We start from the raw sequence: 22,282 nt of genomic DNA, 5'->3' as shown, positions 1-22,282 counted from the left end.
GGGTCAGCTCAGGTGCGCGCGCACCTCGGTGGCGGCGTCGTCGCCGTAGGCCTTGGTGAAGCGCTCCATGAAGTGACCGCGGCGCAGCTGGTACTCCTGGGTGCCGACGGTCTCGATGACGAGGGTCGCCAGCATGCAGCCGACCTGCGCGGCGCGCTCCAGAGGGACGCCCCACGCCAGGCCGGACAGGAAGCCGGCGCGGAAGGCGTCGCCGACGCCGGTCGGGTCGGCCTTGCGCTCCTCGTCGGGGCAGGCGACCTCGATGGTCTCCTCGCCGGCCCGCTCGATGCGGACGCCGCGGGCGCCGAGGGTGGTGACGCGGTGGCCGACCTTGGCGAGGATCTCCTCGTCGGTCCAGCCGGTCTTGGTCTCGATGAGGCCCTTCTCGTACTCGTTGGAGAAGAGGTACGTGGCCCCCTCCAGCAGTATCCGGATCTCCTCGCCGTCCATGCGGGCGATCTGCTGGGAGAAGTCGGCGGCGAACGGGATGCCCCGCGAGCGGCACTCCTCGGTGTGCCGCAGCATCGCCTCCGGGTCGTCGGCGCCGATGGACACCAGGTCGAGGCCGCCCACGCGGTCGGCGACGGTCTTCAGCTCGATCAGGCGGGCCTCGCTCATCGCGCCCGTGTAGAAGGAACCGATCTGGTTGTGGTCGGAGTCCGTGGTGCACACGAAGCGGGCGGTGTGCAGCGTGTCCGAGATACGGACGGAGTCGGTGTCGACGCCGTGCCGCTCCAGCCAGGCGCGGTACTCGTCGAAGTCGAAGCCGGCCGCGCCGACCAGGATCGGGCGGGTGCCGAGCTGCCCCATGCCGAAGGCGATGTTCGCGGCCACCCCGCCGCGACGCACGTCGAGGTTGTCGACCAGGAAGGACAGCGAGACCGTGTGCAGCTGGTCCGCGACGAGCTGGTCGGCGAACCGGCCGGGGAAGGTCATGAGGTGGTCGGTGGCGATGGAGCCGGTGACTGCGATGCGCACGGCGTGGATTCTCCTGAGGGAGGGGGTTTGACACTTCACGCTACCGGGTGGGAACGGCCCGTAGAAGCAGCCGAAACTACCCGATAGTAGCTCTTTCTTCGCGGCTGTCGGCGTGCATACGGTGCGAACATGACGAACATCAAGGTCCACGCCCCCGCTCCGGTCGACCTCGAGGGCGACCTGACCTCCCTGCGCGGCGACTGCGCCCGGATGGTGCCGCACTGGGCGGCGCCCGAGCGGGCGGCGGCCCGGCCGGTGTCGCCCTCCCTGATCCACGGGGTGGACGTGCCGCCCGCCTCGGCCCGGTTGCTCGACGCCATGTCCGACTACGGCGACTGAGCGAACGCGGGGAACCGCGCGCTCCCCCACTGCGTCCCATCGCTGTCCCCCGTAGAGGGGATGCGGGATACGAACCCTCGGCAGCCCCGGTACGACCGGGCAGGGTCCGCATGGGACAGCTGTGCAGGCGAAGGAGCGATGCGGTGAACACCGAGCGACCCGACCACGACGACGAGCCGCGCCCCGTCTCGGGCGACGCGCCCGACACGGAGGGCGCACGGCCGCGCACCACCTCCTCCTCGGAGGCGCCGGCCTCCGACACCGACGCCGTGGAGACGCGTGACGCGGCGGCCGCGGAGGACTCCGGGACGTCCGCCCCGGCCGGGGACGCCGGAGCGTCCGGGGTGCGTGGCTCGGCTGAGGACGCCGGGGGTCTCACGCGGACGGGTGAGGCCGGCACCGCCGATCGGCCGGAGGAGACGAGGCCGGAGGGTGGCCCCTCCGGGGCCGGGGCGGACGGAAGGGGCGAGGTGCGGCCCGCCGCCGGTGTGCACCGCACCGGCGCGGCCGGGGCCGAGGGGCCCGAACCGAAGGCGGCGGGCGCCGACGCGCCGGCGCCTTCACGGCTGACCAAGCCGGGAGCCACCGGCCCGGCTGACGGCGACGCGCCCCGGACCGGAGAGACCGGGCCCTCGCAGGCCGCCGCCGCAGGCGACGAGCCCGCACCCGCCCACGCGTCCGCGACCTCGGCGCAGGCGTCCGCCGACGCGCCGGCCTCCACGCCTGGAGCCGCCGGCCCGGAGGCCGCGAGCGACGAGTCCCGCACCGAGGGGAACGGGTCCGCACCGGCCGATGCGTCCACCGACACCGGAGCCTCCGGCGAGGACCGGCCCGCCGGGGCCGACGCCCCCTCGGCCGGAGCAGACGGTGGCGAAAGCAGCGGAGCCTCCGCGGCTGAGGCATCCGGCCCGGCAGGCGGCACGCCCACCGCACCCCGTACCCCGCCGGCCGGCGACGAGCACGCCTACGCCGGGCCCGAGCCCGTGGTCGGCGGGAGCCGGGACGCGGGCCGTGGGTCCGAGGGGCAGGCCCGTCGCCGCACGCCCGCGTTGGTCGCCTCCGTCGCCGCCGCCGTACTGCTGGTCGGCGGAGGCGGGGCGTATCTCGCGGCCGGGGCCGGGGACTCCGGGGGCGGCGCGGCGCCGGGGGCGAACGGCGACGCCACTCCCCCGCCGCTCGCCCTGGACGGCTACTCCGAGAGCGGCCCGAACGGCATCGCGCCGGGCGAGCCCAACCCGTACGGCGCGACCTACCGCGCCGAGGGCGCCCTCCCCGACGGTCCCGACACGGCGCCCGTGTTCCACGCGCGGGGCAAGATCACCGAGGACCAGGTGGTCGCGCTGGCGGAGGCGCTGGGGGTCGAGGGCAGGCCGTTCGCCGAGGGCGGCTCCTGGCGCATCGGCGGCCAGGACGGCTCGGGTCCGACCCTGCGCGTCGACACTCAGGCCCCCGGTACCTGGACGTTCAGCCGGAACATCACCCGCAGCGACAACTGCAAGGGCGCCACCTGCAAGGCCCCGACCGGCGCCAAGACGGCCGCCGTGAGCGAGGAAGCCGCGAAGAAGGCCGCCGCGCCGGTGCTGAAGGCGGTGGGCCAGGACGACGCCAAGCTGGACGCGAGCCAGGTGCTGGACGGCAGCCGCGTGGTGAACGCCGACCCGGAGGTCGGCGGGCTGCCGACGTACGGCTGGACGACCGGGGTGGTCGTCGGCGCGAGCGGCGAGGTCGTCGGCGGCAGCGGGCGGCTCGCGGAGCCGGTGAAGGGCGACGAGTACCCCGTGGTGAGCGCCCGCGAGGCGCTGGACGCGATGAACGGTGCGCCCGGCGCCGGCGACCGCGTGGAGATCGGCGGCTGCGCCACCCCCGTGCCGCTGGACGAGGGGCAGCAGGAGGAGCCCTGCGCCCCGGCGAAGCCGGCGGGTGACACCGTCGCGGTGGACGAGGCGGTGTTCGGGCTGGCCGCGCACTCGGTGGACGGGCGTCCCGCGCTGGTGCCGTCCTGGCTGTTCGAGGTGCGCCCGGCGGGGTCCGACAACCCGTTCACGGTGACGCATCCGGCGGTGGAGCCGCAGTTCCTCGCCGCGCCGACGGGGCCCGGGGAGCGACCGGGCGAGGAGCCGTCGGGTCCCGGTGACGAGCCGACGTCCGCGCCGGCCACGCGTGACGTCGAGGTGGAGGGCTACACGGCCCAGGGAGACGAGCTGACCGTGACGTTCACGGGCGGTGTCTGCGCCGACTACGAGGCGACGGCGAGCGAGAGCGGCGGAAAGGTCACCGTGCGGGTGACCGAGACGCCCTGGCCGGACAAGGTGTGCATCCTGATCGCCAAGCAGTACGAGCAGACGCTGCGGCTGGACGCTCCGCTCGGCGACCGCCAGGTGGTGACGGCGGACGGCGAGCCGGTGCCGCTGCACAAGGGCGGCGCCCGCCTGCCCGCACCGCCCAGCGCCCGCTGAGCGGCGCACCCACGCACGACGAAGGCGGCGGTCCCGTGGTCACGGGGCCGCCGCCTTCGTCCTGCGGTCCGCCGGACGGACCGGCGGTGCTCAGCTGAAGGAGTCGCCGCAGGCGCAGGAGCCCGTGGCGTTCGGGTTGTCGATCGTGAAGCCCTGCTTCTCGATGGTGTCGACGAAGTCGATGGTGGCGCCGCCCAGGTACGGGGCGCTCATGCGGTCGGTCACGACCTTCACACCGCCGAAGTCCTTCACCACGTCGCCGTCGAGCGAGCGCTCGTCGAAGAAGAGCTGGTAGCGCAGGCCGGAGCAGCCGCCGGGCTGGACGGCGACGCGCAGGGCGAGGTCGTCACGGCCTTCCTGGTCGAGCAGGGCCTTGACCTTGGACGCGGCGGCGTCGGTCAGGACGATGCCGTCGGTGACGGTGGTGGTCTCGTCCGATACGGACATCTACATCTCTCCCGGGTTGTACGGAGACTGCTTGCCGACGGTTGCAACCGGCGGGACCGCGGATTCATTCCGGGCCGGGCGCGTGCTTTCCTCGCCTCGCTCTTCATGCTCGCACACGCCGTGCGGAGCGGAAACCGTCGCTCGCGGGGGCCCTAGGGGAATGAACGGGCGGCCGCCGGGATTCACGTCACATGGACGCTATGGCCATCGTCAAAGTGACGTGAACCGGTTATGATAGATAGCGTCAAATCGACGAGAAGTCGCCAGAACAGAAAGGGTGCGTGTCGTGACCACCGCCCAGACCCCGGAGCTCGACGTCCAGCCGACGCCCCTCGCCCTGCTGCTCCTCGGCCGGGAGGCCGACCCCAGGAGCGAGCGCGGTGTGGAATGCCCCGGCGACCTCCCCTCCCCGTCCGACCCGGACCTGGTGGAGCGCGCCCGCGCGGCCAAGGAGAAGCTCGGGGACAAGGTCTTCGTCCTCGGCCACCACTACCAGCGTGACGAGGTCATCCAGTTCGCCGACGTCACGGGCGACTCCTTCAAGCTGGCGCGGGACGCGGCCGCGCGCCCCCAGGCCGAGTACATCGTGTTCTGCGGTGTGCACTTCATGGCCGAGTCCGCCGACATCCTCACCGGCGACGACCAGAAGGTGGTCCTCCCCGACCTCGCGGCCGGCTGCTCCATGGCGGACATGGCCACCGCCGAGCAGGTCGCCGAGTGCTGGGACGTGCTGACCGAGGCCGGGATCGCCGAGCAGGTCGTCCCCGTCTCGTACATGAACTCCTCCGCCGACATCAAGGCCTTCACCGGCAAGCACGGCGGCACGATCTGCACCTCGTCGAACGCGAAGCGCGCCCTGGACTGGGCGTTCGAGCAGGGCGAGAAGGTCCTGTTCCTCCCCGACCAGCACCTGGGCCGCAACACGGCGGTGCGGGACATGGGGATGTCCCTGGAGGACTGCGTCGTCTACAACCCGCACCGGCCGAACGGCGGCCTGACCGCCGAGGAGCTGCGCGCCGCGAAGATGATCCTGTGGCGCGGCCACTGCTCGGTGCACGGCCGCTTCAGCCTGGACTCCGTCAACGACGTGCGCGAGCGCATCCCTGGCGTCAACGTCCTGGTCCACCCCGAGTGCAAGCACGAGGTCGTGGCCGCGGCGGACTACGTCGGGTCGACCGAGTACATCATCAAGGCCCTGGAGGCCGCCCCGGCCGGCTCCAAGTGGGCCATCGGCACGGAGCTGAACCTGGTCCGCCGCCTGGCGAACCGTTTCGCGCCCGAGGGCAAGGAGATCGTCTTCCTCGACAAGACGGTCTGCTTCTGCTCGACGATGAACCGCATCGACCTGCCCCACCTCGTCTGGGCCCTGGAGTCCCTCGCCGAGGGCACCCTGGTCAACCGCATCGAGGTCGACAAGGAGACCGAGGCCTTCGCGAAGCTGGCCCTGGAGCGCATGCTGGCCCTGCCGTAGCCGGCCGCCCCGCCCTCACCCCGGCACGGGCTTCCGGTCGGGGTGGGGGCGCGGTCCGTCTCGCAGCAACTGTGCGCGTTCATTCTGCAGTTGCAGGCTGGAACTGATGTGCAGTGAGATGATCTCCGTCGTAAATACGAACCTTCATACGGGGGGATCATGAAGCGATTGCTCTCAACAACTGTCGCCACGACGGCACTTGCTGTCGGCCTCGTCATCAACACGTCAAGCCCTGCGGCTGCGGCTGAAGAGGCCCCGGGCTGCCCTTCGGTCACTCAGATCGGGAGCACGGGCTACATCAAGTCGAACGGCGAACCTGTCGTCTCCGTTAAGCAGTTCAAGGGCTGCGGGAAGAACTGGGCATATGCCTACGTCTGGAAGAGTTTCCGGGACAGCCATCGCTCTTGGTCCATATCCGCCTGGATCCAAGCAGGAGCGTCGTCCGAGGGGTGGAGGAGCGGACCGGGAATTGAAGTCTGGTCGGACGGAACCCACACGCTGAGCGTGTGCACGCAGGCTCTGGGTCAGCTCCGTTTCGCTTCCCAGACCCTTACCGGCCACACGGACACCCGCTGCTGACATTGCGGATCAGCCGTCCTCACAGGTACGACACCCGGCCTGTCGGCGCGTGACCTCTGTGCGGCATCCGCTGTGGCGGCCCTGAGGTGGTGCGGCACCGTGTAGACCTCAGTGGATGTACAGCACATGAAACGGGGAAAGCGACGGCCGGTTCCCGAACCGGTTGTTCCGGTTCGGGAACCGGCCGTCACGCGTCACGCGGTCAGACGGACGCGGGCCGCGTCTCGTCGGAGGAGGCGTCCGGCGCCGGCTGTTCGGGCAGGCCCGCCTTCCCGGCCCGCTTCGCCGCCCGCTTCTTCGCCCGGCGCTCCTTGCGGAGTTCCAGCATCGCGTAGAGCGTCGGGACCAGGAGCAGGGTGAGCAGGGTCGACGTGATCAGGCCGCCGATCACCACGACCGCGAGCGGCTGGGCGATGAAGCCGCCCTCGCCGGTGACGCCGAGCGCCATCGGGAGCAGGGCGAAGATCGTCGCCAGGGCCGTCATGAGGATGGGCCGCAGACGGTGCCGGCCGCCCTCGATCACGGCCTCGATGATGCCGTGCCCCTGCGCGCGGTACTGGTTGATGAGGTCGATCAGCACGATCGCATTGGTGACCACGATGCCGATCAGCATCAGCATGCCGATCATCGCCGGGACGCCCATCGGGGTGCCGGTGATCAGCAGCAGGCCGAGCGCGCCGGTCGCCGCGAACGGCACGGACACCAGCAGGATCAGCGGCTGGGCCAGCGACCGGAAGGTGCCGACCAGCAGCATGAACACGATGGCGATGGCGGCCAGCATGGCCAGGCCCAGGTTGACGAAGGCCTCGTCCTGGTCCGCGGTCACGCCGCCGATCTCGGCCGTGGCCCCCGCGGGCAGCGTCAGCTCGTCGAGCTTCTTCTGCAGGGCCGTGCCCACGGCGCCCGTGTTCTCGTCGAGCGGGCGGGCGGTGACGGTGGCCGCGCGTTGGCCGTCGATCCGGGTCATGGAGACCGGGCCGTCGACCTGCCGGACGGTGGCGACGTCACCCAGCTTCACCGGGCCGAGGGGCAGGGTGCGCAGCTGCTCCACGGTGGTGGCGGGCCGCGCCGAGCGGATCACGATGTCCCGCTCGGTGTCGTCGAGGACCGCCTTGGCGGCCGGGGTGCCCTTCACCGACTGGGCGACGGCCATCCCGAGGGTCTGGGCGTCGAAACCGGCGGCCGCCGCCTTGTCGTTCGGCGTGACCGAGATGCGGGGCACGCTCTGCGCCAGGTCGCTGGTGGCGTCGGTGACGTCGTCCAGCGAGGCCACCGCGTCGCGGACCTGCTCGGTGGCCTTGCGCAGCACCTGCGCGTCGGCCGCCTTGACGGTCACGCTGAGGTCCTGGCTGCCGAAGCCGTCACCGGACGCCACCGTGGTGGTGCCGATGCCGTCGAGCTCCGCGAGGCCCTTCTCGATGCCGTCCCGCACGTCGTCGGAGGACGCGGAGTCCTCCAGCATGATCTGGTAGCTCGCCTGGTTGGTGTCGGTGCCGCCGCCGAAGGCCGCCATGAAGCCGGACGAGCCGATGGTCACCTGGTAGTCCTCGACGCCCTCGGTGCCGGCGAGCAGCTTCTCGACCTTCTTCACCTGGGTGTCGGTGGCGGCCAGGCTGGTGCCCGGCTTCAGCTTCTGCTGGACCGAGAGGACCTGCTGCTCGCCCGCGTCGAAGAAGTTGGTCTTCAGCAGCGGGGCCATGGCGAAGGTGGCGAGCAGCACGACGACGGCGATGGCGACGCTGGCCAGCCGGCGCCGGGTGGCGAACCGCAGCACCGGCACGTACGTGCGTTGCAGGCGGCTCCTGGCCTCCTTCTCCTCCGCCAGCCGGCGGGCCTCCTCGGCGTCCTCCGGGGTGCCCTTCGGCGGTCGCAGGAACCAGTACGACAGCACCGGGACGACCGTCAGCGACACCAGCAGGGACGCCAGCAGCGCCGCGGTGACGGTGAGGCTGAAGGAGCCGAACAGCTCGCCCACCATGCCGCCGACCAGCCCGATCGGCAGGAACACGGCGACGGTGGTCAGCGTGGCGGAGGTGACCGCGCCGGACACCTCGCGCACCGCGTTCATGATCGCGGCCTGGCGTTCCTCGCCGTAGCCGAGGTGCCGCTTGATGTTCTCCAGGACGACGATGGAGTCGTCGACGACCCGGCCGATGGCGATGGTCAGGCCGCCCAGGGTCAGCATGTTGAGGGACAGGTCGCGGGTCCACAGCACGATCAGCGCGAGCACCACCGACAGCGGGATGGACACCGCGGTGACGAGGGTGGACCGGACCGACGCGAGGAAGACCAGGATCACCAGGACGGCGAAGAGCAGGCCGAGCGCGCCCTCGGTGGTGAGGCCGTCGATGGCCTTGGAGACCGCGGGGCCCTGGTCGGCGACGACGGTGAGGGTGGCGCCCTTGCCGAGGTCCTCGCGCAGTCCGGGCAGCTTCTTCTCGACGGCCTCGGAGATGGCGACCGCGCTGCCGTCATGGTCCATGGTGGCCATGACGGCGAGGCTGGGCTCGCCGTTGGTCCGGGTGAGGGAGTCGGAGGCCGCCTCCTCCTGCCGGACGGTGGCGACGTCGCCCAGGCGGACCGGCCTGCCCTGGCCGGGGCCCGCCGTGACCATCAGGTCCTGGATCTGGCGCACGGAGGTGAAACCGCCGCCGACCTGGACGGTGCGGTTGGCGCCGTTCTCGTCGAAGGAGCCGGCCGGGACGGTCGCGCCGCCGGCCTGCAGGGCCTGGGCGAGGGACGCGCCGGTCAGGCCGGCCTTGGCGAGCTTCGCCTCGTCGGGGACGACGGTGACCTGGACGTCGCGCACGCCGTCCACCAGGACCTGGCCGACGCCCTCGATGCCCTTCAGCGCGGGCACCACCGTGCGGTCCAGCTGGTCGGCGAGCGCCTGCTGGTCCTTGTCGGAGGTGACGGCGAGGACCACGGCCGGGAGGTCGTCCGTGGATCCCGCGACGACCTGCGGGTCCACCCCGGACGGCAGGCGGGCGCCGGCCCGGTTGACGGCCTGCTGCACGTCGGCGACGAGCTGCTGGGTGTTGTTGCCGTAGTCGAAGGACGCCATGATCACGGCGTTGCCCTCGCTCGCCTTCGAGGTGACGCCGGAGATGCCGTCGACGGCCTCCAGGCTGTCCTCGATGGGTTCGACGACCTGCTTCTCCACCACGTCCGGCGAGGCGCCCTGGTAGGGGGCGATCACGGAGACCATGGGCAGTTCGATGGTGGGCAGGAGCTGCTGCTTGAGCTGGGGTATCGCGATCGCCCCGAAGACGAGCGCGATGATCGACATCAGTCCGATCAGCGCCCGTTGCGCGAGGCTGAATCTGGACAGCCAGGACATGGGTCAGGGTCTCTTTTCCGTCGAGCGGCGAAGGTCCGGCAGACGGGCGCGCGCACAGTGGGCGGCCCGCTCTACACCCTGGGCCATGGCCCGGGACCGATCCGTGGTCCCGAGGTCCGATTCTTCACACGGCGCCTACTCCCACCGCAGTACTCCCCGCTACGCCTGGTCCGTCCTCGGACGGACCAGGCCGGACTCGTAGGCGATGACCACGAGCTGGGCCCGGTCGCGGGCGCCCAGTTTGGCCATGGCGCGGTTGACGTGCGTCTTCACGGTGAGCGGGCTGACCTCGAGGCGCTCGGCGATCTCGTCGTTGGTGTGGCCGCCGGCGACCTGGACCAGCACCTCCCGTTCGCGCACGGTGAGCGAGTCGAGCCGCTCGGCGCGCTCGGGGTCGCTGTCGGGGCCGGACGGGCCGTCCTGGGCGAGGAAGCGGGCGATGAGGCCCTTGGTGGCCTGCGGGGACAGCAGCGCCTCTCCCCCGGCGGCGATGCGGACGGCGCTGAGCATCTCGTCCGGTTCGGAGCCCTTGCCGAGGAAGCCGGAGGCGCCGGCCCGCAGCGACTGCACCACATAGTCGTCGACCTCGAACGTCGTCAGTATGACCACCCGCACCCCGTCGAGCGCGGGGTCGGAGCTGATCTCACGGGTGGCGGCGAGCCCGTCGGTGCCGGGCATGCGGATGTCCATGAGGACCACGTCGGGCCGGTGTTCCCGCGCCAGCCGGACGGCCTCGGCGCCGTCGGACGCCTCGCCGACGACCTCCATGTCCGGCTCGGAGTCGACGAGGACGCGGAAGGCGCTGCGCAGCAGGGCCTGGTCGTCGGCGAGCAGCACGCGGATCGTCATGCGGGCTCCAGCGGGGCGTCGGTCACGGGCGGCCGCCGGGGGCGGCGGAGGTGCGGGGCTCGACGGGAAGGATCGCATGCACGCGGAAGCCGCCCCCGTAGCGGGGGCCGGTGGTCAGGGTGCCGCGCAGGGCGGTGACGCGTTCGCGCATGCCGAGCAGTCCGTGCCCGCCGCCGGGCGTGGGACCGTGTCCGTCGTCGTTTCCGTCGTCGAGCACGGTGACCTCGATGTGCGGTCCGACGCGTACGACGCTGACCTCGGCGCGCGCGTCGGTCCCGGCGTGCTTCTGCACGTTGGTCAGCGCCTCCTGGACGATCCGGTACGCGGCCAGGTCGACGGCGGCGGGCAGTTCGGTGCCCTGGTCGGCGCGGGCGACCTCGACCCGCAGCCCGGCGTTGCGGAAGGTGGCGGCGAGTTCGTCGAGGCGGTCGAGTCCCGGTGCGGGCTCGGTGGGCGCCTCGGGGTCGCCGGACTGGCGCAGCAGGCCGACGGTGGCGCGCAGTTCGCCGAGCGCGTGGCGGCTGGCCTCGCGGACGTGGGCGAGGGCCTCCTTGGCCTGGTCGGGCCGCTTGTCCATGACGTGGGCGGCGACCCCGGCCTGCACGTTGACCAGGGCGATGTGGTGGGCGACCACGTCGTGCAGGTCGCGGGCGATGCGCAGCCGCTCCTCGGCGACGCGGCGGCGGGCCTCCTCCTCCCGGGTGCGTTCTGCGCGTTCGGCGCGCTCGCGGATGGCCTGGACGAAGGCGCGGCGGCTGCGGACGGCGTCGCCGGCGGTGGCGCCGATGCCGGTCCAGGCGAGGATCGCCAGGTTCTCCTGGGCGTACCAGGGCAGGGGCCCCGCGGCCATGGCGGCGCCGGTGAGGACGGTCATGGTGAGCAGGCCGAGCCGCCAGGTGGTGGGGCGGTCCGTGGAGGCGGCGACGGTGTAGAGGGCGATCACCGCGCACATGGCGACGGGGGCGCGCGGGTCGCCCGTGACGGACTCGACGACGGAGAGGCCGCCCGCGGCGCCGAGCACCGTGCGCGGGGCGCGGCGGCGGAAGACGAGCGCGGCGGCGCCGAGCGTCATCAGGACGAGGCTGAGCGGGTCGGGGGTGCGCAGCCCCCAGCTGACCCCCTCGGGGTCGTGCGGTTCGACGAAGGACCCGGCGACCATGCACAGCAGGACGCCGACGGCCAGCACCGTGTCCACGGCGGCCGGGTGGGCCCGCGCCCGGCAGCGGGCGCGTGTCAGGGTGCTCACGGCTGGTTGCGGTGACCGGGGCGGACGCCCGTACGGCATGGCCCCGGCTCCCCCCTCTCTGCGGACTGCCTCGTCTCCGGCGGCGGACCCCGGTGGGCCCGGGGACGTCTCAGGTCCCCGGGATGAGGCCGTCGTCGGTGAGGAGGCCGCGGACCTCCTCGAGGGTGGCGTCGGGGGACGGCAGGATGAGGTCGGACGGCTCCAGGGAGTCGTCCGGGAGCGGCTCGCCCAGCTCGTGCACCTTGTCGAGCAGTGCCTGGAGCGTGGTGCGGAAGGCGGGCCCGTCGCCGTTCTCCATCTCGGCGAGCAGTTCCTCGTCCAGCTTGTCCAGCTCGGGCAGCCGGCTCTCCTCCAGCCGCACCTGCCCCTCCCCCATGATCCGTACGATCATGTCGCCCTCCTCGGCGTGGGCTACTGCTTGTCGAAGCGCGGGGTGTCCTGCGGCTGCTGCTGGGCCTGCGGCTGCGCCTGGCCCTGGCCGCCCTCGATGGCCTGCCGGTCGCCGGAGGAGCCCCCGGCCAGCTCGGCCTTCATCCGCTGCAGTTCGAGCTCCACGTCCGTGCCGCCGGAGAGGCGGTCCAGCTCGGCCTGGATGTCGTCCTTGTGCATGCCGGACTGGTCGTCGAGGGCGCCGGACGCGAGCAGCTCGTCGATCGCGCCGGCCCGCGCCTGGAGCTGGGCGGTCTTGTCCTCGGCCCGCTGGATGGCCAGGCCGACGTCGCCCATCTCCTCGGAGATGCCGGAGAAGGCCTCGCCGATCCGGGTCTGCGCCTGGGCGGCGGTGTAGGTGGCCTTGATGGTCTCCTTCTTGGTGCGGAAGGCGTCCACCTTGGCCTGGAGGCGCTGCGCGGCCAGCGTCAGCTTCTCCTCCTCGCCCTGGAGCGTGGCGTGCTGCGTCTCCAGGTCGGTCACCTGCTGCTGGAGCGCGGCGCGGCGGGACAGGGCCTCGCGGGCCAGGTCCTCACGGCCCAGCGCGAGCGCCTTGCGGCCCTGGTCCTCCAGCTTCGAGGACTGGGACTGGAGCTGGTTGAGCTGGAGCTCCAGGCGCTTGCGGCTGGTCGCCACGTCGGCGACGCCCCTGCGGACCTTCTGGAGCAGCTCCAGCTGCTTCTGGTACGAGTAATCGAGGGTCTCGCGCGGGTCCTCGGCCCGGTCAAGGGCCTTGTTCGCCTTCGCGCGGAAGATCATCCCCATACGCTTCATGACACCGCTCATGGGCTTCGCGCGCCCCCTTCTGACGGACTCCAGCTCCAGTGACTGCCTCAGAACCCACAGTACGGGCCCTGCATCCATTACCGCACTGTTCGGGGACGGATGGGCTCATCCCCAAGGACGACTGAGCACCCTCCTGATCCGGCGTAGGGAGTAGGTGGCTCCCGGGGTGGCGGCCGTCGGTCGTCCCGTGAGGCCCCCGCTACGTCCCCATCTGTCCTAGGAGAGACGTCCGGTGTTGCCGGATCGTTCCCCGCAGGGCTGTGGTCCAACCCCGGCCACCCCGTACCCTTGGGTTTTGTGTTCCGAAGCCGTGCCAAGGAAGAGAAGGCACCGGGCGCCGACAAGGCGACGGTGACCGGCTCCACTCAGACCCGTCATCCCGAGGCCCCCAAGGGCCGCCCCACACCGAAGCGCAGCGTGGCCCAGTCGCAGCGCCGCAGCGTGGCCAACACGACGATGTCGCGCAAGGAGGCGTCCAAGCGTCAGCGTGAGGAGCGCCGTGCCGCGCTGGAGCGTCAGCGCCAGGCGCTGGCCAGCGGCGACGAGCGGTATCTGCCCGCGCGCGACAAGGGTCCTGTGCGCCGGTTCGCCCGTGACTTCGTGGACTCGCGTTTCCACATCGCGGAGTGGTTCCTGCCGATGGCCGTGGTCATCCTCGTGCTGAGCATGGTCCAGGTGGCGCAGCTGCAGAACATCGCGCTGCTGCTGTGGCTGGTCGTCATCGTGATGATCGTGCTCGACTCGGTCGTGACCGGCTTCCGCCTGAAGAAGACGCTCGCCGAGCGCTTCCCCGACGAGAACCGGCGCGGCGCGGTGGCCTACGCGCTGATGCGCACGCTCCAGATGCGCCGGCTGCGGCTGCCCAAGCCCCAGGTGAAGCGCGGGGAGCGGCCCTGAGCACCACCCCGTTCGCGCACGGTACGACGGCGCCGGGTCCGCTGGGCGGGCCCGGCCGTCTGCGTGACGTCGTCCGTGAGGAGCTGGTGGCCCGCCAGCTCGAGGAGCAGATAGTCGGGCGCTTCCCGGTGGGGAAGCGGCTGCGGGTGCTCGACGTGGGCATGGGCCGGGGCGTGCAGGCGCTGCGGCTGGCCCGGGCCGGCCATCAGGTGACGGGCGTCGAGCAGGACGCCGCGTCGATCTCGGCGGCCCGGGAGGCGTTCGCCGGGGAGCCCGAGGGCATCCGGGAGCGGATGCGGATCATCGAGGGGCAGGCCGGGGACACCGGCGTGCACTTCCTGCCGGGCAGTTTCGACGTCGTGCTCTGTCATGGCGTGCTCATGGACGACGTGGAGGAGCCGGACGCGCTGCTCGCGGGGGTGGCGCGGATGCTGGCGCCCGGCGGGATGCTGTCGCTGCTCGTGCGCAACGGCGACGCGGCGGCGATGCGGGCGGGTCTGTCCGGCGACTGGGCGGGGGCGCTGGCGGCGTTCTGCCCGCCGACGACGTCGTACGGGCTGAAGCGGCTGACGTCGACGCTCGCGGGGATCGGGGCGCCGCTGCACACCTGGTACGGCGTGCGGGTCTTCACGGACACGGCGGCGGACGACGCGGTGCTGCCGGACGACCTGGACGCGGTGCTGGCGGTCGAGGACCGGGCCGGGCGCACGGACCCGTACCGGGGGGTCGCGGCGCTGCTGCACCTGTGCGGGGTCCGGGGCTGAGGGCTCAGCCCCGGAGATCGCCGGCCGCGGGGACCTCGGTCACGGTGTCACCGGCCCCCGCGCCGTCCGCTCAGGCGCCGTCGCCGGCGCTCTCGTCCTCCGCCGCCGCGGCCTCGTCGGCGTGCAGGCTCATCGGGCCGTAGATCTCGGTGTCGTCCTCCAGCAGGCGCACCTGGTCGGCGCCGCCCTCCAGGAGTGCCTTCCAGTTCTCCCCGATCCAGGACTCGGCGTCCCCCTGCGTGGTGAACTCCTCCGGCGTCACCGCGGGCTCGACCTGCGTCCCGTCGGCCTTCTCGAACCGCCACGTCCATGCCGCCATGTACGCCTCCCAAGCGTGTGACCTCACTGCACAGCAGAAGCCGGATCTTGGTCCGGCTCCTGACCAAGAGCGTAGTCGGACGGGCATCGGCTGTGGGGAAAGGTGAGAATCGGGGCGTGGAACTGACTCTGCTCGGCACCGGCGCCCCGGCGGGACTGCCCCGCCCCGACTGTCCCTGCGCGGCGTGCGCGTGTGCGCTCGGACCGCACGCGCGGGCGGCGACCTCGCTGCTGGTGGACGGCGCGCTGCTGCTCGACCTGACCCCCGGCGCGGCCTTCGCGGCGGCCCGTGCGGGGCGTTCGCTGGGCGGGGTGCGCCAGGTGCTGCTGTCGCACCCGCACGACGGGCCCGCGGTGGAGGTGCCGGCCGGGCTGCCGCAGCCGGGGCGGGTGCCGGACGGGCGTGAGCTGGCGCTGCTGACGGGGCATCGGGTGCGGGCGGTGGCGCTGGACGCGCCCGGTACCGGGTACGCGGTGACCGGCCCCGACGGGCAGCGGCTGCTGTATCTGCCGCCGGGCGGCGCCCCGGCCGGTCTGGAGGCGCCCGCCGAGCCGTACGCGATGGTGGCGCTGGACGTCGTGGGCCGCCCGGACGCGCTGGCGCGGCTGCGGGAGACGGGCGCGGTGGTACCGACCACGGACGTCGTCGCCGTGCACCTGGACCACGACGTGCCCCCGGGCCCCGAGGTGCGGCGCCGGCTCGCGGCGGCGGGGGCGCGGGCCGTGCCGGACGGGACGACGCTGGAGGTCGGCGCGTACGAGGACGTGCCCGACGTGCCGCGCCGCACGCTGGTGCTGGGCGGGGCGCGGTCGGGGAAGTCGGTGGAGGCGGAGCGGCGCCTGGAGTCCTTCCCCGAGGTGCTGTACGTGGCGACCGGCGGCTCGCGCAACGGCGACACGGAGTGGGCGGCGCGGGTGTCCGCGCACCAGGAGCGGCGGCCGGGGTCCTGGCGGACCGTGGAGACCTGCGATCTGGTGCCGCTGCTCAAGGACGACGGCCCGCCGCTCCTCGTCGACTGCCTCTCCCTGTGGCTGACGGACGCGATGGACGCGGTGGGCGCCTGGGACGACGCGGAGTGGGCGGACGGCGGCGAGCGCGCCCTCCGCGACCGCGTGCGGGCCCTCACGGACGCGGTCCGCGAGACCCGCCGCACGGTGGTCGCGGTCTCCAACGAGGTCGGCTCCGGCATCGTCCCCGCCACCGCGTCGGGCCGCCGCTACCGCGACGAACTGGGCCGTCTGAACGCGGCGTTCGCGGCGGAGTGCGAACAGGTGCTGCTGGTGGTGGCGGGTCAGGCGCTGGTGCTGCGGGGCTGAGGCGGCGCCCGTGGCGTGGGGCGCCGCCCGCCGTCACGGTCTGCGGGCGATCAGGCGGTAGGTGTTGGCGAGCGGGGTGTGGCGGGCCAGGGGGGACAGGGCCAGGTCCACCGCCGCCGCCGCGACGACCAGGGGGGTGCCCGCGCGGAGGAGGGCCGTGCGCAGGCGTTGCTCGGCCGGGGAGGGCGGGATCGCCCGCCAGGGGGTGTCCGGGGCGGGGAGGGCGTGGGAGAGGGCGAGGGCGGTGAGGCCGGCCAGGTCGTGCGGGACGTGGGCGGCGCGGTGGCCGGCGGTGACGATCTCGCAGCCCCGCGCCTCGAGTTCCGCGCGGAGGTTGCGGCGGGGCAGCAGGTGCAGCCGGCGTGGCTGGTCGTAGGGCAGCCACCAGCGGCCGAACAGGGCGGCGTACGCGCAGCGGGGGTCCAGCGTCTCGATCAGCAGGTGCCCGCCGGGGCGCAGGGCGTCGAGGGCGGCGTGGAGTTCGGCGCGCGGGTCGGTGGTGCGCTCCAGGTGGTGCAGCAGGCTGACCACGTCGTAGCGGCCGGCCAGCCGGGCCAGCACCCCGGGGTCGGTGAGCGGCCCCACGTGCGCCTCCTCGATCCTGCCGAGCTCGCGGGCCTGTTCGACGCGCGGGGTGAGGTCGGTGCCGTCGAAGGCGGTGTACGGGAAGAACTCCCGCGCGGTGTCCGGGAATCGGGCGAGCCCGGTGCCGACGTCCAGCCAGCTCTCCGGTTCGCCGTACGGCAGCATCGCGCGGGCCGTGGCGCGGCGGCGGTGGCGTACGGCGTGCAGGGCGAGGACCCGTTCGGTGGCCGGGTCGCGGGGGGCGCCGCGCACCGCCCGCCGGTAGAAGGCCAGGCCTTCGGGGGTGAGCCGGGGGTTCTGGAAGGTGTGGCCGCAGTCCCGGCACTCGTCGACGGTGAACAGCCCGGGCCGGTGCCGGCGCAGGTCCCCCGTTCTCAGCCGGGTGCGCAGCCGCGCGGATCCGCACCAGGGGCAGTCGGGGCGGCGCGGTTCGTGCACGCGGGCGGAGCCGTGCGGGGCGGGGAACGCGGTGTCGGGGGCGGTGGCGGACATGGGGCGGCTCCCGGCGTGAGGTCGTACGGCACGCGGGTGGCGCGACGTGCGGGGACGGTCGGGGACGGACGGAGGGATCTCCGGCATTCCCGAGCAAAACGTTACGTACGGGAGGGCCTCACGGGGTGGATCACCGCCGGGGTGGCGTGGTGGGGGTGAGGGCGCGAACGCGGGGACGACCGGCGCTCCGGGGTGTTCGACGAGGGCCGGTACTGTTCGGCGAATGAGCTCGCTTAATCTCGACGACTTCACCGATCTGATCGAGCGTCCGGACGGCGGGGTGCGCCGCGACGCGGAGGAGCACCGGGCCCGTCTGGTCGTGCCGCCCGGGTCGCTGGGCCGCCTGGACGACCTGGGTGAGTGGCTGGCGGCGGCGCAGTCCTCGGTGCCGGTGCGGCCGGTGGAGCGGCCGCGGGTGGTGCTGTTCGCGGGCGACCACGGGATCGCCGGGCGGGAGGTGTCCGCGCGTCCGGCGGGCACCGCCGTGGAGCTGGTGCGGGACGTGCTGGAAGGCGGCCGGCCGGTCTCGGTGCTGGCGCGCCGGCTGGACGTGCCGGTGCGGGTGGTCGACATGGCGCTGGACTGCGACCCGGCGTCGCTGCCCGAGGACGTCGTACGCCACCGGGTGAGGCGCGGCAGCGGGAGCATCGACGTCGAGGACGCGCTGACCCTGGAGGAGGCCGAGGCGGCGTTCCGCGCGGGGATGGCCGTGGCGGACGAGGAGGCCGACTCCGGCACGGACCTGGTGGTGCTCGGCGACATCAGCGTCGGCGGCACGACCGCTGCGGGCACGCTGGTCGCCGCGCTGTGCGGGACGGACGCGTCGGTGGTGACCGGGCGCGGCGGCCTGGCGATCGACGACCTGGCGTGGATGCGCAAGTGCGCGGCGATCCGGGACGCGTTGCGGCGGGCGCGGCCGGTGCTGGGGGATCAGCTGCGGCTGCTGGCGACGGTGGGCGGGGCGGATCTCACCGCGATGACCGGGTTCCTGCTGCAGAGCGCGGTGCGGAAGCTGCCGGTGCTGCTGGACGGGGTGGTGACGGCGGCGTGCGCGCTGGTGGCGCAGCGGGTGGCGTTCCGGGCGCCGGACTGGTGGCTGGCGTCGCACGCGAGCGGGGAGCCGGGGCAGGCGAAGGCGTTGGACCGGATGGCGCTCGAGCCGGTGCTGCCGCGGGGGGTTGCGGTGGGGGAAGGGGCGGGCGCGTTGTTGGCGTTGCCGTTGGTGCAGGCGGCTGCGGCGCTGGCCGCGGAGTTGCCGGTTCGGCAGGAACTCGTCAAGGACGCGTGAGGTCGGCGCCCTCAGGGGGCGCGGGGCCCTTTTCGGGGCGCGGGGGGAACGCCGTTCAGGGGCGCGGGGAACTGCGCGAACGGGAGTGGACCTGCGGGGCCTTCGAAGCACAGGGAGGGACCCTCACGCCTCGGGGGCTTCGCCCCCGAACCCCCTTCGCGCAGTTCCCCGCGCCCCTGAGGGGTGATGACACTTCCCCGCGTTCCCAGGGGCGGGCGGGTTCCGCCACCGTTTGCGCGGTTCCCCGCGCCCCTGGAGGGTGATGGCCCTTCACCGGGTTTTCAGGGCCAGGTGCGGTGCGCCGCCGTTTGCGCAGTTCCCCGCGCCCCTGGAGGGTGATGGCCCTTCACCGGGTTTTCAGGGGCAGGTGCGGTGCGCCGCTGTTCGCGTAGTTGTCCGCGCCCCTGGAGGGTGATGGCCCTTTCCCGGGTTTTCAGGGGCAGGTGCGGTGCGCCGCTGTTCGCGTAGTTGTCCGCGCCCCTTTCAGGGGCGGTCGGGTTTGCCGCCCAGCCAGTCCTGGATCGTCCGTGCCGGGCGGGACCACCGGCGGTCGTGGCGGTAGGCCCGCAGCAGCGCCTTCGCGCGGGCGCGATGGCGGCGGCGGTAGAAGCGTTTCGCCCACGGTGACCCCGGCCGGGCCAGCCGCAGGGAGCCGACGAGTGCCACCACCGGGACGATCACCCCGAAGACCGCGAGCCGCACCTTCCCCTTGCTCAGCGCGATCAGCGCGAAGCAGAAGTTCACCGCGACGCCGGTCAGCGCGCCCGCGCGGTTCTGGAGTTCCTGCTGGGACAGGTCGTTGACGCCGAACGGCGCGAACCCGGCCAGCAGCAGGACGACCAGCGCCGCCGTCAGCACCACCATCTCCACGCTCTTGCGCCCCGCCTCGGACCAGTACACGTCGTCCAGGTGGAGGATCAGCGCGAACTCGTCGAGGACGAGCCCCGCGCCGACGCCGAACAGCACCGCGCTGAGGTACGGGCCGAAGCCGTGCCCCCCGCTCGCCACCGCGCCGAAGCCGCCGACGACGGTGAGGATGACGCCGGGCACCACGTGGTGGACGTGCACCGAGCCGGCGGTGACGTTGCCGAAGGGTCCTTTGCCGGCCCGGATCAGGCGGGTGATGATCCGCGTGATCACGAAGGTGAGGACGAACGCGGCCAGGGCGAGGAGCAGTGGGAGCTTGCCCGGCTCGATGATGTTCCGCTCCAGCCACTGTCCCATATGCGCACTTTATTCATGGCCCCGCCGGGCGCCCTGGTGACCGCCGGGTAATCTGCGCCGGTGTCCGAGCCCTCCCCCGCGTCCCCCGCGCCCTCCGCCTCCCCCGCCGACGGCCTCCGCTTCGCCTTCGGCACCCTCACCGTGCTCCCGGCCGGGCTGACCCGCTGGGACCGTCCGGCCGCGCGGGCGGGCATGCTCTGCGCGCCCGTGGTCGGCCTGGTGGTGGGCGTGCTCGCCGCCGCGACGGGACTGGCGCTGCTCGCCCTCGGGGCGGGGGCGCCGCTCGCCGCCGTGGCCTCCGTCGCCGTGCCGGCCGCGCTGACGCGGGGGCTGCACCTGGACGGGCTGGCCGACACCGCGGACGGTCTGGGCAGCGGCAGGCCCGCCGAGGACGCGCTGCGGATCATGAAGCAGTCGGACGTCGGACCGTTCGGGGTCCTCACGCTGGTGCTCGTACTGCTGGCGCAGGTGGCGGCGCTGGCGCAGGCGTACGGCGGTTCCTGGGCGCGGGGCGCGCTGGCCGCCGTGGTGTCGGCGGTCGCGGCGCGGGTCGCGCTCACCCTGGCCGCGCGCACCGGCGTGCCGGCCGCCCGGCCGGAGGGACTGGGCGCGGCGGTCGCGGGGGCGGTGCCGGTGCGGGGCGCGGCGGCGGTCGCGCTCCTCGCGGCCGGGCTGCTCGCGGGCGCGGGCGCGGCGCTGGGGGCGTACGACGCAGTGCGCGCCGGGCTGGCGGTGGTGGCGGCGGCCGGGGCGGCCGAACTGCTGCTGCGGCGCTGTGTGCGGCGGTTCGGCGGGGTGACCGGCGACGTGTTCGGCGGGGTGGCGGAGACGGCGGCGACGACCGCGCTCGTCGTCATGTCACTGGGCTGAAACGATCTCCGCCGCCCTCTGGGGGCCCCTCCGTCCCGCCACTACCCTGTGAGTCGAATCGACAGACACACGGGGGACGTTGATGTCGGCATTTCGTCGTGCCACTGCCTGGTTGATCGACTTCGCGCTGGTGGTGGCGCTGGCCTCGCTGCTGGCGGTGCTCACCTTCAACCGGGTGTCCGCGCTGGTGACCGACGTGCCCGAACTGGCCGCGCGCGGCGGCTTCGACCTGCTCACCGCGCGCGGGGACGTGCTGGACGCGTCGGCCGGTCTGGGCACGTCGCTGTGGGACAAGTCGGTGGGGTACGTGCAGCAGGCGTTCGGGCTGCTGGTCGTCGCCGCCTTCCTCTACCAGTGGGCGTGCCTCGCCCTCGCCGGGCGGACCGCAGGAAAGGCCCTGACCGGACTGAAGGTCGTGCCGCGCACGCCCCGCCGGGCGGCGCTGCGCGCGGCCGTGACCACCGCCACCGACGTCGCCGTGTACGCGGTGGCGTGCGTGCTGCTGGTCGAGGGCGAGATCGTGCTGTCGGTGCTGGTGTGGCTGGCCGCGGTGGTCCTGTTCCTGCTGAACGCGCTGCCGGTGCTGGGCGGCCGGCGGCGGTCCCTCGCCGACCGGGTCGCCGGGACCTCGGTGGCCTCCGTGGAGCTCAGCAGGTTCGCCGCCACGCGTCGAGTGACCACCTCTTGAGCAGCGAGCTCAGTCCGAGCCGGCGGGAGTCGGCGCAGAAGCGGGCGGTGGGCAGCTCGTACTCGACGTGGAAGACGGCCTTGCCCGCCTCCACGAACGGGGTGAGCCGCTCGCACTCGCCGTACTGGGCGCACTGCTCGTTGACCGCGAAGTCGAAGTCGCCGACCAGCTCCGGGATCTGGTCCAGGTCGTTCTTCAGGCCGACCGCCATGCCGCGTTCGTGCGCCAGCCGGGCGATCAGCCTGTTGTAGCGGAGCTGGTCGCCGGCCGTGAGCGGGAAGCCGGTGCGGTTGCGGTAGCCGTCCATGTTGTCCGGCTCGACCGCGTCGAAGCCCTTGTCGCGGCACATGTCGAGGCGTTCAGCCATCAGCGGCTCCAGGACGTCGGTGCGGCGGATGTCGAGCCAGCGCTCGCCCTCCCAGCCGTTGCCCCGGCCGATCACCGACCGGGGGAAGTCGTCCGCGTCCGGACGGAAGTCCTCCCAGGCCCCGGTGGACAGGTAGCAGACGACCTTGCGGCCGTCACGGTGCAGCACGTCGACGGTCTCCTTCGAGTGGTGGAAGCCGTCGATGTCGTAGACGGGCACGTCGACGGAGGTGTCCAGGCGGCCGGTGAGCTGCCACTGCCACTCCAGACCGGGCCGCGGCCGCCACCACTCCCCCGGCCGCTCCGGCGACGGCTCCGCCTCCGCGCCGCCGGAGCCGCCGGAGCCCCCGGAACACCCCGTCAGCACCAGGGCCAGCAGCACGACGAGCACGCACGTTCTTCTCACAGGACGCTCCCCCACCTCACGGCCGCCGCACCCCCGCGGCACGACGCCACCCCCATGATCGCGCGGGCATCCCCGGGCCGTCGCGGGGCACCCTCCGGGCCGGGACGTGCGTGCACCGGCCATGAGTGCGGGCGCACACGCGCGTAG

Annotated in this window: 20 protein-coding genes; 9 read left to right on the top strand and 11 right to left on the bottom strand. The window is 73.3% G+C overall.

What is annotated here, in order from left to right:
- Nucleotides 1–3: 3 nt before the first annotated feature.
- Nucleotides 4–978: a carbohydrate kinase family protein gene (locus tag ACQZOG_RS07860; RefSeq protein WP_033272940.1), complete on the bottom strand. Its 975-nt coding sequence runs from the start codon at nucleotides 976–978 to the stop codon at nucleotides 4–6.
- A 129-nt stretch (nucleotides 979–1,107) separates the two neighbouring features.
- Between ACQZOG_RS07860 and ACQZOG_RS07855 the strand changes: the two genes are divergently transcribed.
- Both ACQZOG_RS07855 and ACQZOG_RS07850 read left to right on the top strand, forming a co-directional pair.
- Nucleotides 1,108–1,317 carry a hypothetical protein gene (locus ACQZOG_RS07855; protein WP_033272939.1) on the top strand — a complete coding sequence of 70 codons (210 nt, stop codon included), beginning with the start codon at nucleotides 1,108–1,110 and terminating at the stop codon, nucleotides 1,315–1,317.
- 143 nt (nucleotides 1,318–1,460) lie between these two features.
- A complete protein-coding gene (locus tag ACQZOG_RS07850; RefSeq protein WP_430741401.1) occupies nucleotides 1,461–3,773 on the top strand; it encodes a hypothetical protein in 2,313 nt (770 codons plus the stop codon).
- A gap of 90 nt (nucleotides 3,774–3,863) precedes the next feature.
- Here ACQZOG_RS07850 and erpA read toward each other — a convergent pair whose 3' ends face one another.
- On the bottom strand, nucleotides 3,864–4,220 hold the full coding sequence (erpA, locus tag ACQZOG_RS07845; RefSeq protein WP_019522019.1) for an iron-sulfur cluster insertion protein ErpA: 357 nt from the start codon (nucleotides 4,218–4,220) through the stop codon (nucleotides 3,864–3,866).
- 286 nt (nucleotides 4,221–4,506) lie between these two features.
- Here erpA and nadA point away from each other — a divergent pair, with 286 nt between their 5' ends.
- Nucleotides 4,507–5,691 carry a quinolinate synthase NadA gene (nadA, locus tag ACQZOG_RS07840; protein WP_058915969.1) on the top strand — a complete coding sequence of 395 codons (1,185 nt, stop codon included), beginning with the start codon at nucleotides 4,507–4,509 and terminating at the stop codon, nucleotides 5,689–5,691.
- Between the two features lie 781 nt (nucleotides 5,692–6,472).
- On the opposite strand, the gene ACQZOG_RS07835 is transcribed toward nadA, so the two are convergent.
- From ACQZOG_RS07835 to ACQZOG_RS07815, 5 genes are all read right to left on the bottom strand, one after another.
- The gene (locus tag ACQZOG_RS07835; RefSeq protein ID WP_430741400.1) at nucleotides 6,473–9,610 is read right to left on the bottom strand and encodes an efflux RND transporter permease subunit; all 3,138 of its coding nucleotides are present in this window, start codon (nucleotides 9,608–9,610) and stop codon (nucleotides 6,473–6,475) included.
- Between the two features lie 159 nt (nucleotides 9,611–9,769).
- Nucleotides 9,770–10,459 (bottom strand): response regulator, encoded by a 690-nt coding sequence (locus ACQZOG_RS07830; protein WP_033272937.1) that lies wholly within the window; start codon nucleotides 10,457–10,459, stop codon nucleotides 9,770–9,772.
- 22 nt (nucleotides 10,460–10,481) lie between these two features.
- Nucleotides 10,482–11,705 (bottom strand): sensor histidine kinase, encoded by a 1,224-nt coding sequence (locus tag ACQZOG_RS07825; RefSeq protein WP_058915970.1) that lies wholly within the window; start codon nucleotides 11,703–11,705, stop codon nucleotides 10,482–10,484.
- A gap of 109 nt (nucleotides 11,706–11,814) precedes the next feature.
- Nucleotides 11,815–12,096 carry a PspA-associated protein PspAA gene (gene pspAA / locus ACQZOG_RS07820; RefSeq protein WP_430741399.1) on the bottom strand — a complete coding sequence of 94 codons (282 nt, stop codon included), beginning with the start codon at nucleotides 12,094–12,096 and terminating at the stop codon, nucleotides 11,815–11,817.
- 20 nt (nucleotides 12,097–12,116) lie between these two features.
- The gene (locus tag ACQZOG_RS07815; protein ID WP_203550984.1) at nucleotides 12,117–12,908 is read right to left on the bottom strand and encodes a PspA/IM30 family protein; all 792 of its coding nucleotides are present in this window, start codon (nucleotides 12,906–12,908) and stop codon (nucleotides 12,117–12,119) included.
- 270 nt (nucleotides 12,909–13,178) lie between these two features.
- Here ACQZOG_RS07815 and ACQZOG_RS07810 point away from each other — a divergent pair, with 270 nt between their 5' ends.
- Both ACQZOG_RS07810 and ACQZOG_RS07805 read left to right on the top strand, forming a co-directional pair.
- Nucleotides 13,179–13,817: a DUF3043 domain-containing protein gene (locus ACQZOG_RS07810; RefSeq protein WP_078492800.1), complete on the top strand. Its 639-nt coding sequence runs from the start codon at nucleotides 13,179–13,181 to the stop codon at nucleotides 13,815–13,817.
- An 86-nt stretch (nucleotides 13,818–13,903) separates the two neighbouring features.
- On the top strand, nucleotides 13,904–14,581 hold the full coding sequence (locus ACQZOG_RS07805; RefSeq protein WP_033272932.1) for a methyltransferase domain-containing protein: 678 nt from the start codon (nucleotides 13,904–13,906) through the stop codon (nucleotides 14,579–14,581).
- A 70-nt stretch (nucleotides 14,582–14,651) separates the two neighbouring features.
- Here the strand turns inward: ACQZOG_RS07805 and ACQZOG_RS07800 are convergent, their stop codons facing one another.
- On the bottom strand, nucleotides 14,652–14,900 hold the full coding sequence (locus ACQZOG_RS07800) for a hypothetical protein (protein ID WP_051724369.1): 249 nt from the start codon (nucleotides 14,898–14,900) through the stop codon (nucleotides 14,652–14,654).
- 116 nt (nucleotides 14,901–15,016) lie between these two features.
- On the opposite strand from ACQZOG_RS07800, the gene ACQZOG_RS07795 reads away from it, so the two are divergent.
- Nucleotides 15,017–16,216, top strand: a complete 1,200-nt coding sequence (locus tag ACQZOG_RS07795) for a bifunctional adenosylcobinamide kinase/adenosylcobinamide-phosphate guanylyltransferase (protein ID WP_430741398.1) — start codon at nucleotides 15,017–15,019, stop codon at nucleotides 16,214–16,216.
- Between the two features lie 33 nt (nucleotides 16,217–16,249).
- Here the strand turns inward: ACQZOG_RS07795 and ACQZOG_RS07790 are convergent, their stop codons facing one another.
- On the bottom strand, nucleotides 16,250–17,293 hold the full coding sequence (locus ACQZOG_RS07790; protein ID WP_163086853.1) for a class I SAM-dependent methyltransferase: 1,044 nt from the start codon (nucleotides 17,291–17,293) through the stop codon (nucleotides 16,250–16,252).
- Nucleotides 17,294–17,516: 223 nt separating this feature from the next.
- Between ACQZOG_RS07790 and cobT the strand changes: the two genes are divergently transcribed.
- Nucleotides 17,517–18,581 (top strand): nicotinate-nucleotide--dimethylbenzimidazole phosphoribosyltransferase, encoded by a 1,065-nt coding sequence (cobT, locus tag ACQZOG_RS07785; RefSeq protein ID WP_033272929.1) that lies wholly within the window; start codon nucleotides 17,517–17,519, stop codon nucleotides 18,579–18,581.
- 483 nt (nucleotides 18,582–19,064) lie between these two features.
- Here the strand turns inward: cobT and ACQZOG_RS07780 are convergent, their stop codons facing one another.
- Nucleotides 19,065–19,805, bottom strand: a complete 741-nt coding sequence (locus ACQZOG_RS07780; protein ID WP_033272928.1) for a hypothetical protein — start codon at nucleotides 19,803–19,805, stop codon at nucleotides 19,065–19,067.
- A 60-nt stretch (nucleotides 19,806–19,865) separates the two neighbouring features.
- Between ACQZOG_RS07780 and ACQZOG_RS07775 the strand changes: the two genes are divergently transcribed.
- Both ACQZOG_RS07775 and ACQZOG_RS07770 read left to right on the top strand, forming a co-directional pair.
- Nucleotides 19,866–20,675, top strand: coding sequence for an adenosylcobinamide-GDP ribazoletransferase (locus tag ACQZOG_RS07775; protein ID WP_193467579.1), 810 nt, complete (start codon nucleotides 19,866–19,868; stop codon nucleotides 20,673–20,675).
- 82 nt (nucleotides 20,676–20,757) lie between these two features.
- Entirely contained in the window at nucleotides 20,758–21,363 is a 606-nt protein-coding gene (locus ACQZOG_RS07770) for an RDD family protein (protein ID WP_051724368.1), read from the top strand.
- On the opposite strand, the gene ACQZOG_RS07765 is transcribed toward ACQZOG_RS07770, so the two are convergent.
- Complete coding sequence (locus tag ACQZOG_RS07765; RefSeq protein WP_261674909.1) at nucleotides 21,323–22,135, bottom strand: endo alpha-1,4 polygalactosaminidase; 813 nt, start codon at nucleotides 22,133–22,135, stop codon at nucleotides 21,323–21,325. The genes ACQZOG_RS07770 and ACQZOG_RS07765 overlap by 41 nt on opposite strands.
- Between the last annotated feature and the right edge of the window lie 147 nt (nucleotides 22,136–22,282).

The organism is Streptomyces sp. P13-3-3, assembly GCF_050571355.1.
In the GTDB taxonomy this organism is placed as follows: Bacteria; Actinomycetota; Actinomycetes; order Streptomycetales; family Streptomycetaceae; genus Streptomyces; species Streptomyces althioticus.
This window is presented reverse-complemented; position numbering and strand designations above follow the sequence as displayed.

Coding starts and splice junctions, on each gene's coding strand:
- ACQZOG_RS07830 (WP_033272937.1), bottom strand. CDS start 10,459: ATGACGATCCGCGTGCTGCTCGCCGACGACCAGGCCCTGCTGCGCAGC.
- ACQZOG_RS07770 (WP_051724368.1), top strand. CDS start 20,758: ATGTCGGCATTTCGTCGTGCCACTGCCTGGTTGATCGACTTCGCGCTG.
- cobT (WP_033272929.1), top strand. CDS start 17,517: ATGAGCTCGCTTAATCTCGACGACTTCACCGATCTGATCGAGCGTCCG.
- ACQZOG_RS07835 (WP_430741400.1), bottom strand. CDS start 9,610: ATGTCCTGGCTGTCCAGATTCAGCCTCGCGCAACGGGCGCTGATCGGA.
- erpA (WP_019522019.1), bottom strand. CDS start 4,220: ATGTCCGTATCGGACGAGACCACCACCGTCACCGACGGCATCGTCCTG.
- pspAA (WP_430741399.1), bottom strand. CDS start 12,096: ATGATCGTACGGATCATGGGGGAGGGGCAGGTGCGGCTGGAGGAGAGC.
- ACQZOG_RS07855 (WP_033272939.1), top strand. CDS start 1,108: ATGACGAACATCAAGGTCCACGCCCCCGCTCCGGTCGACCTCGAGGGC.
- ACQZOG_RS07790 (WP_163086853.1), bottom strand. CDS start 17,293: ATGTCCGCCACCGCCCCCGACACCGCGTTCCCCGCCCCGCACGGCTCC.
- ACQZOG_RS07800 (WP_051724369.1), bottom strand. CDS start 14,900: ATGGCGGCATGGACGTGGCGGTTCGAGAAGGCCGACGGGACGCAGGTC.
- ACQZOG_RS07780 (WP_033272928.1), bottom strand. CDS start 19,805: ATGGGACAGTGGCTGGAGCGGAACATCATCGAGCCGGGCAAGCTCCCA.
- ACQZOG_RS07815 (WP_203550984.1), bottom strand. CDS start 12,908: ATGAAGCGTATGGGGATGATCTTCCGCGCGAAGGCGAACAAGGCCCTT.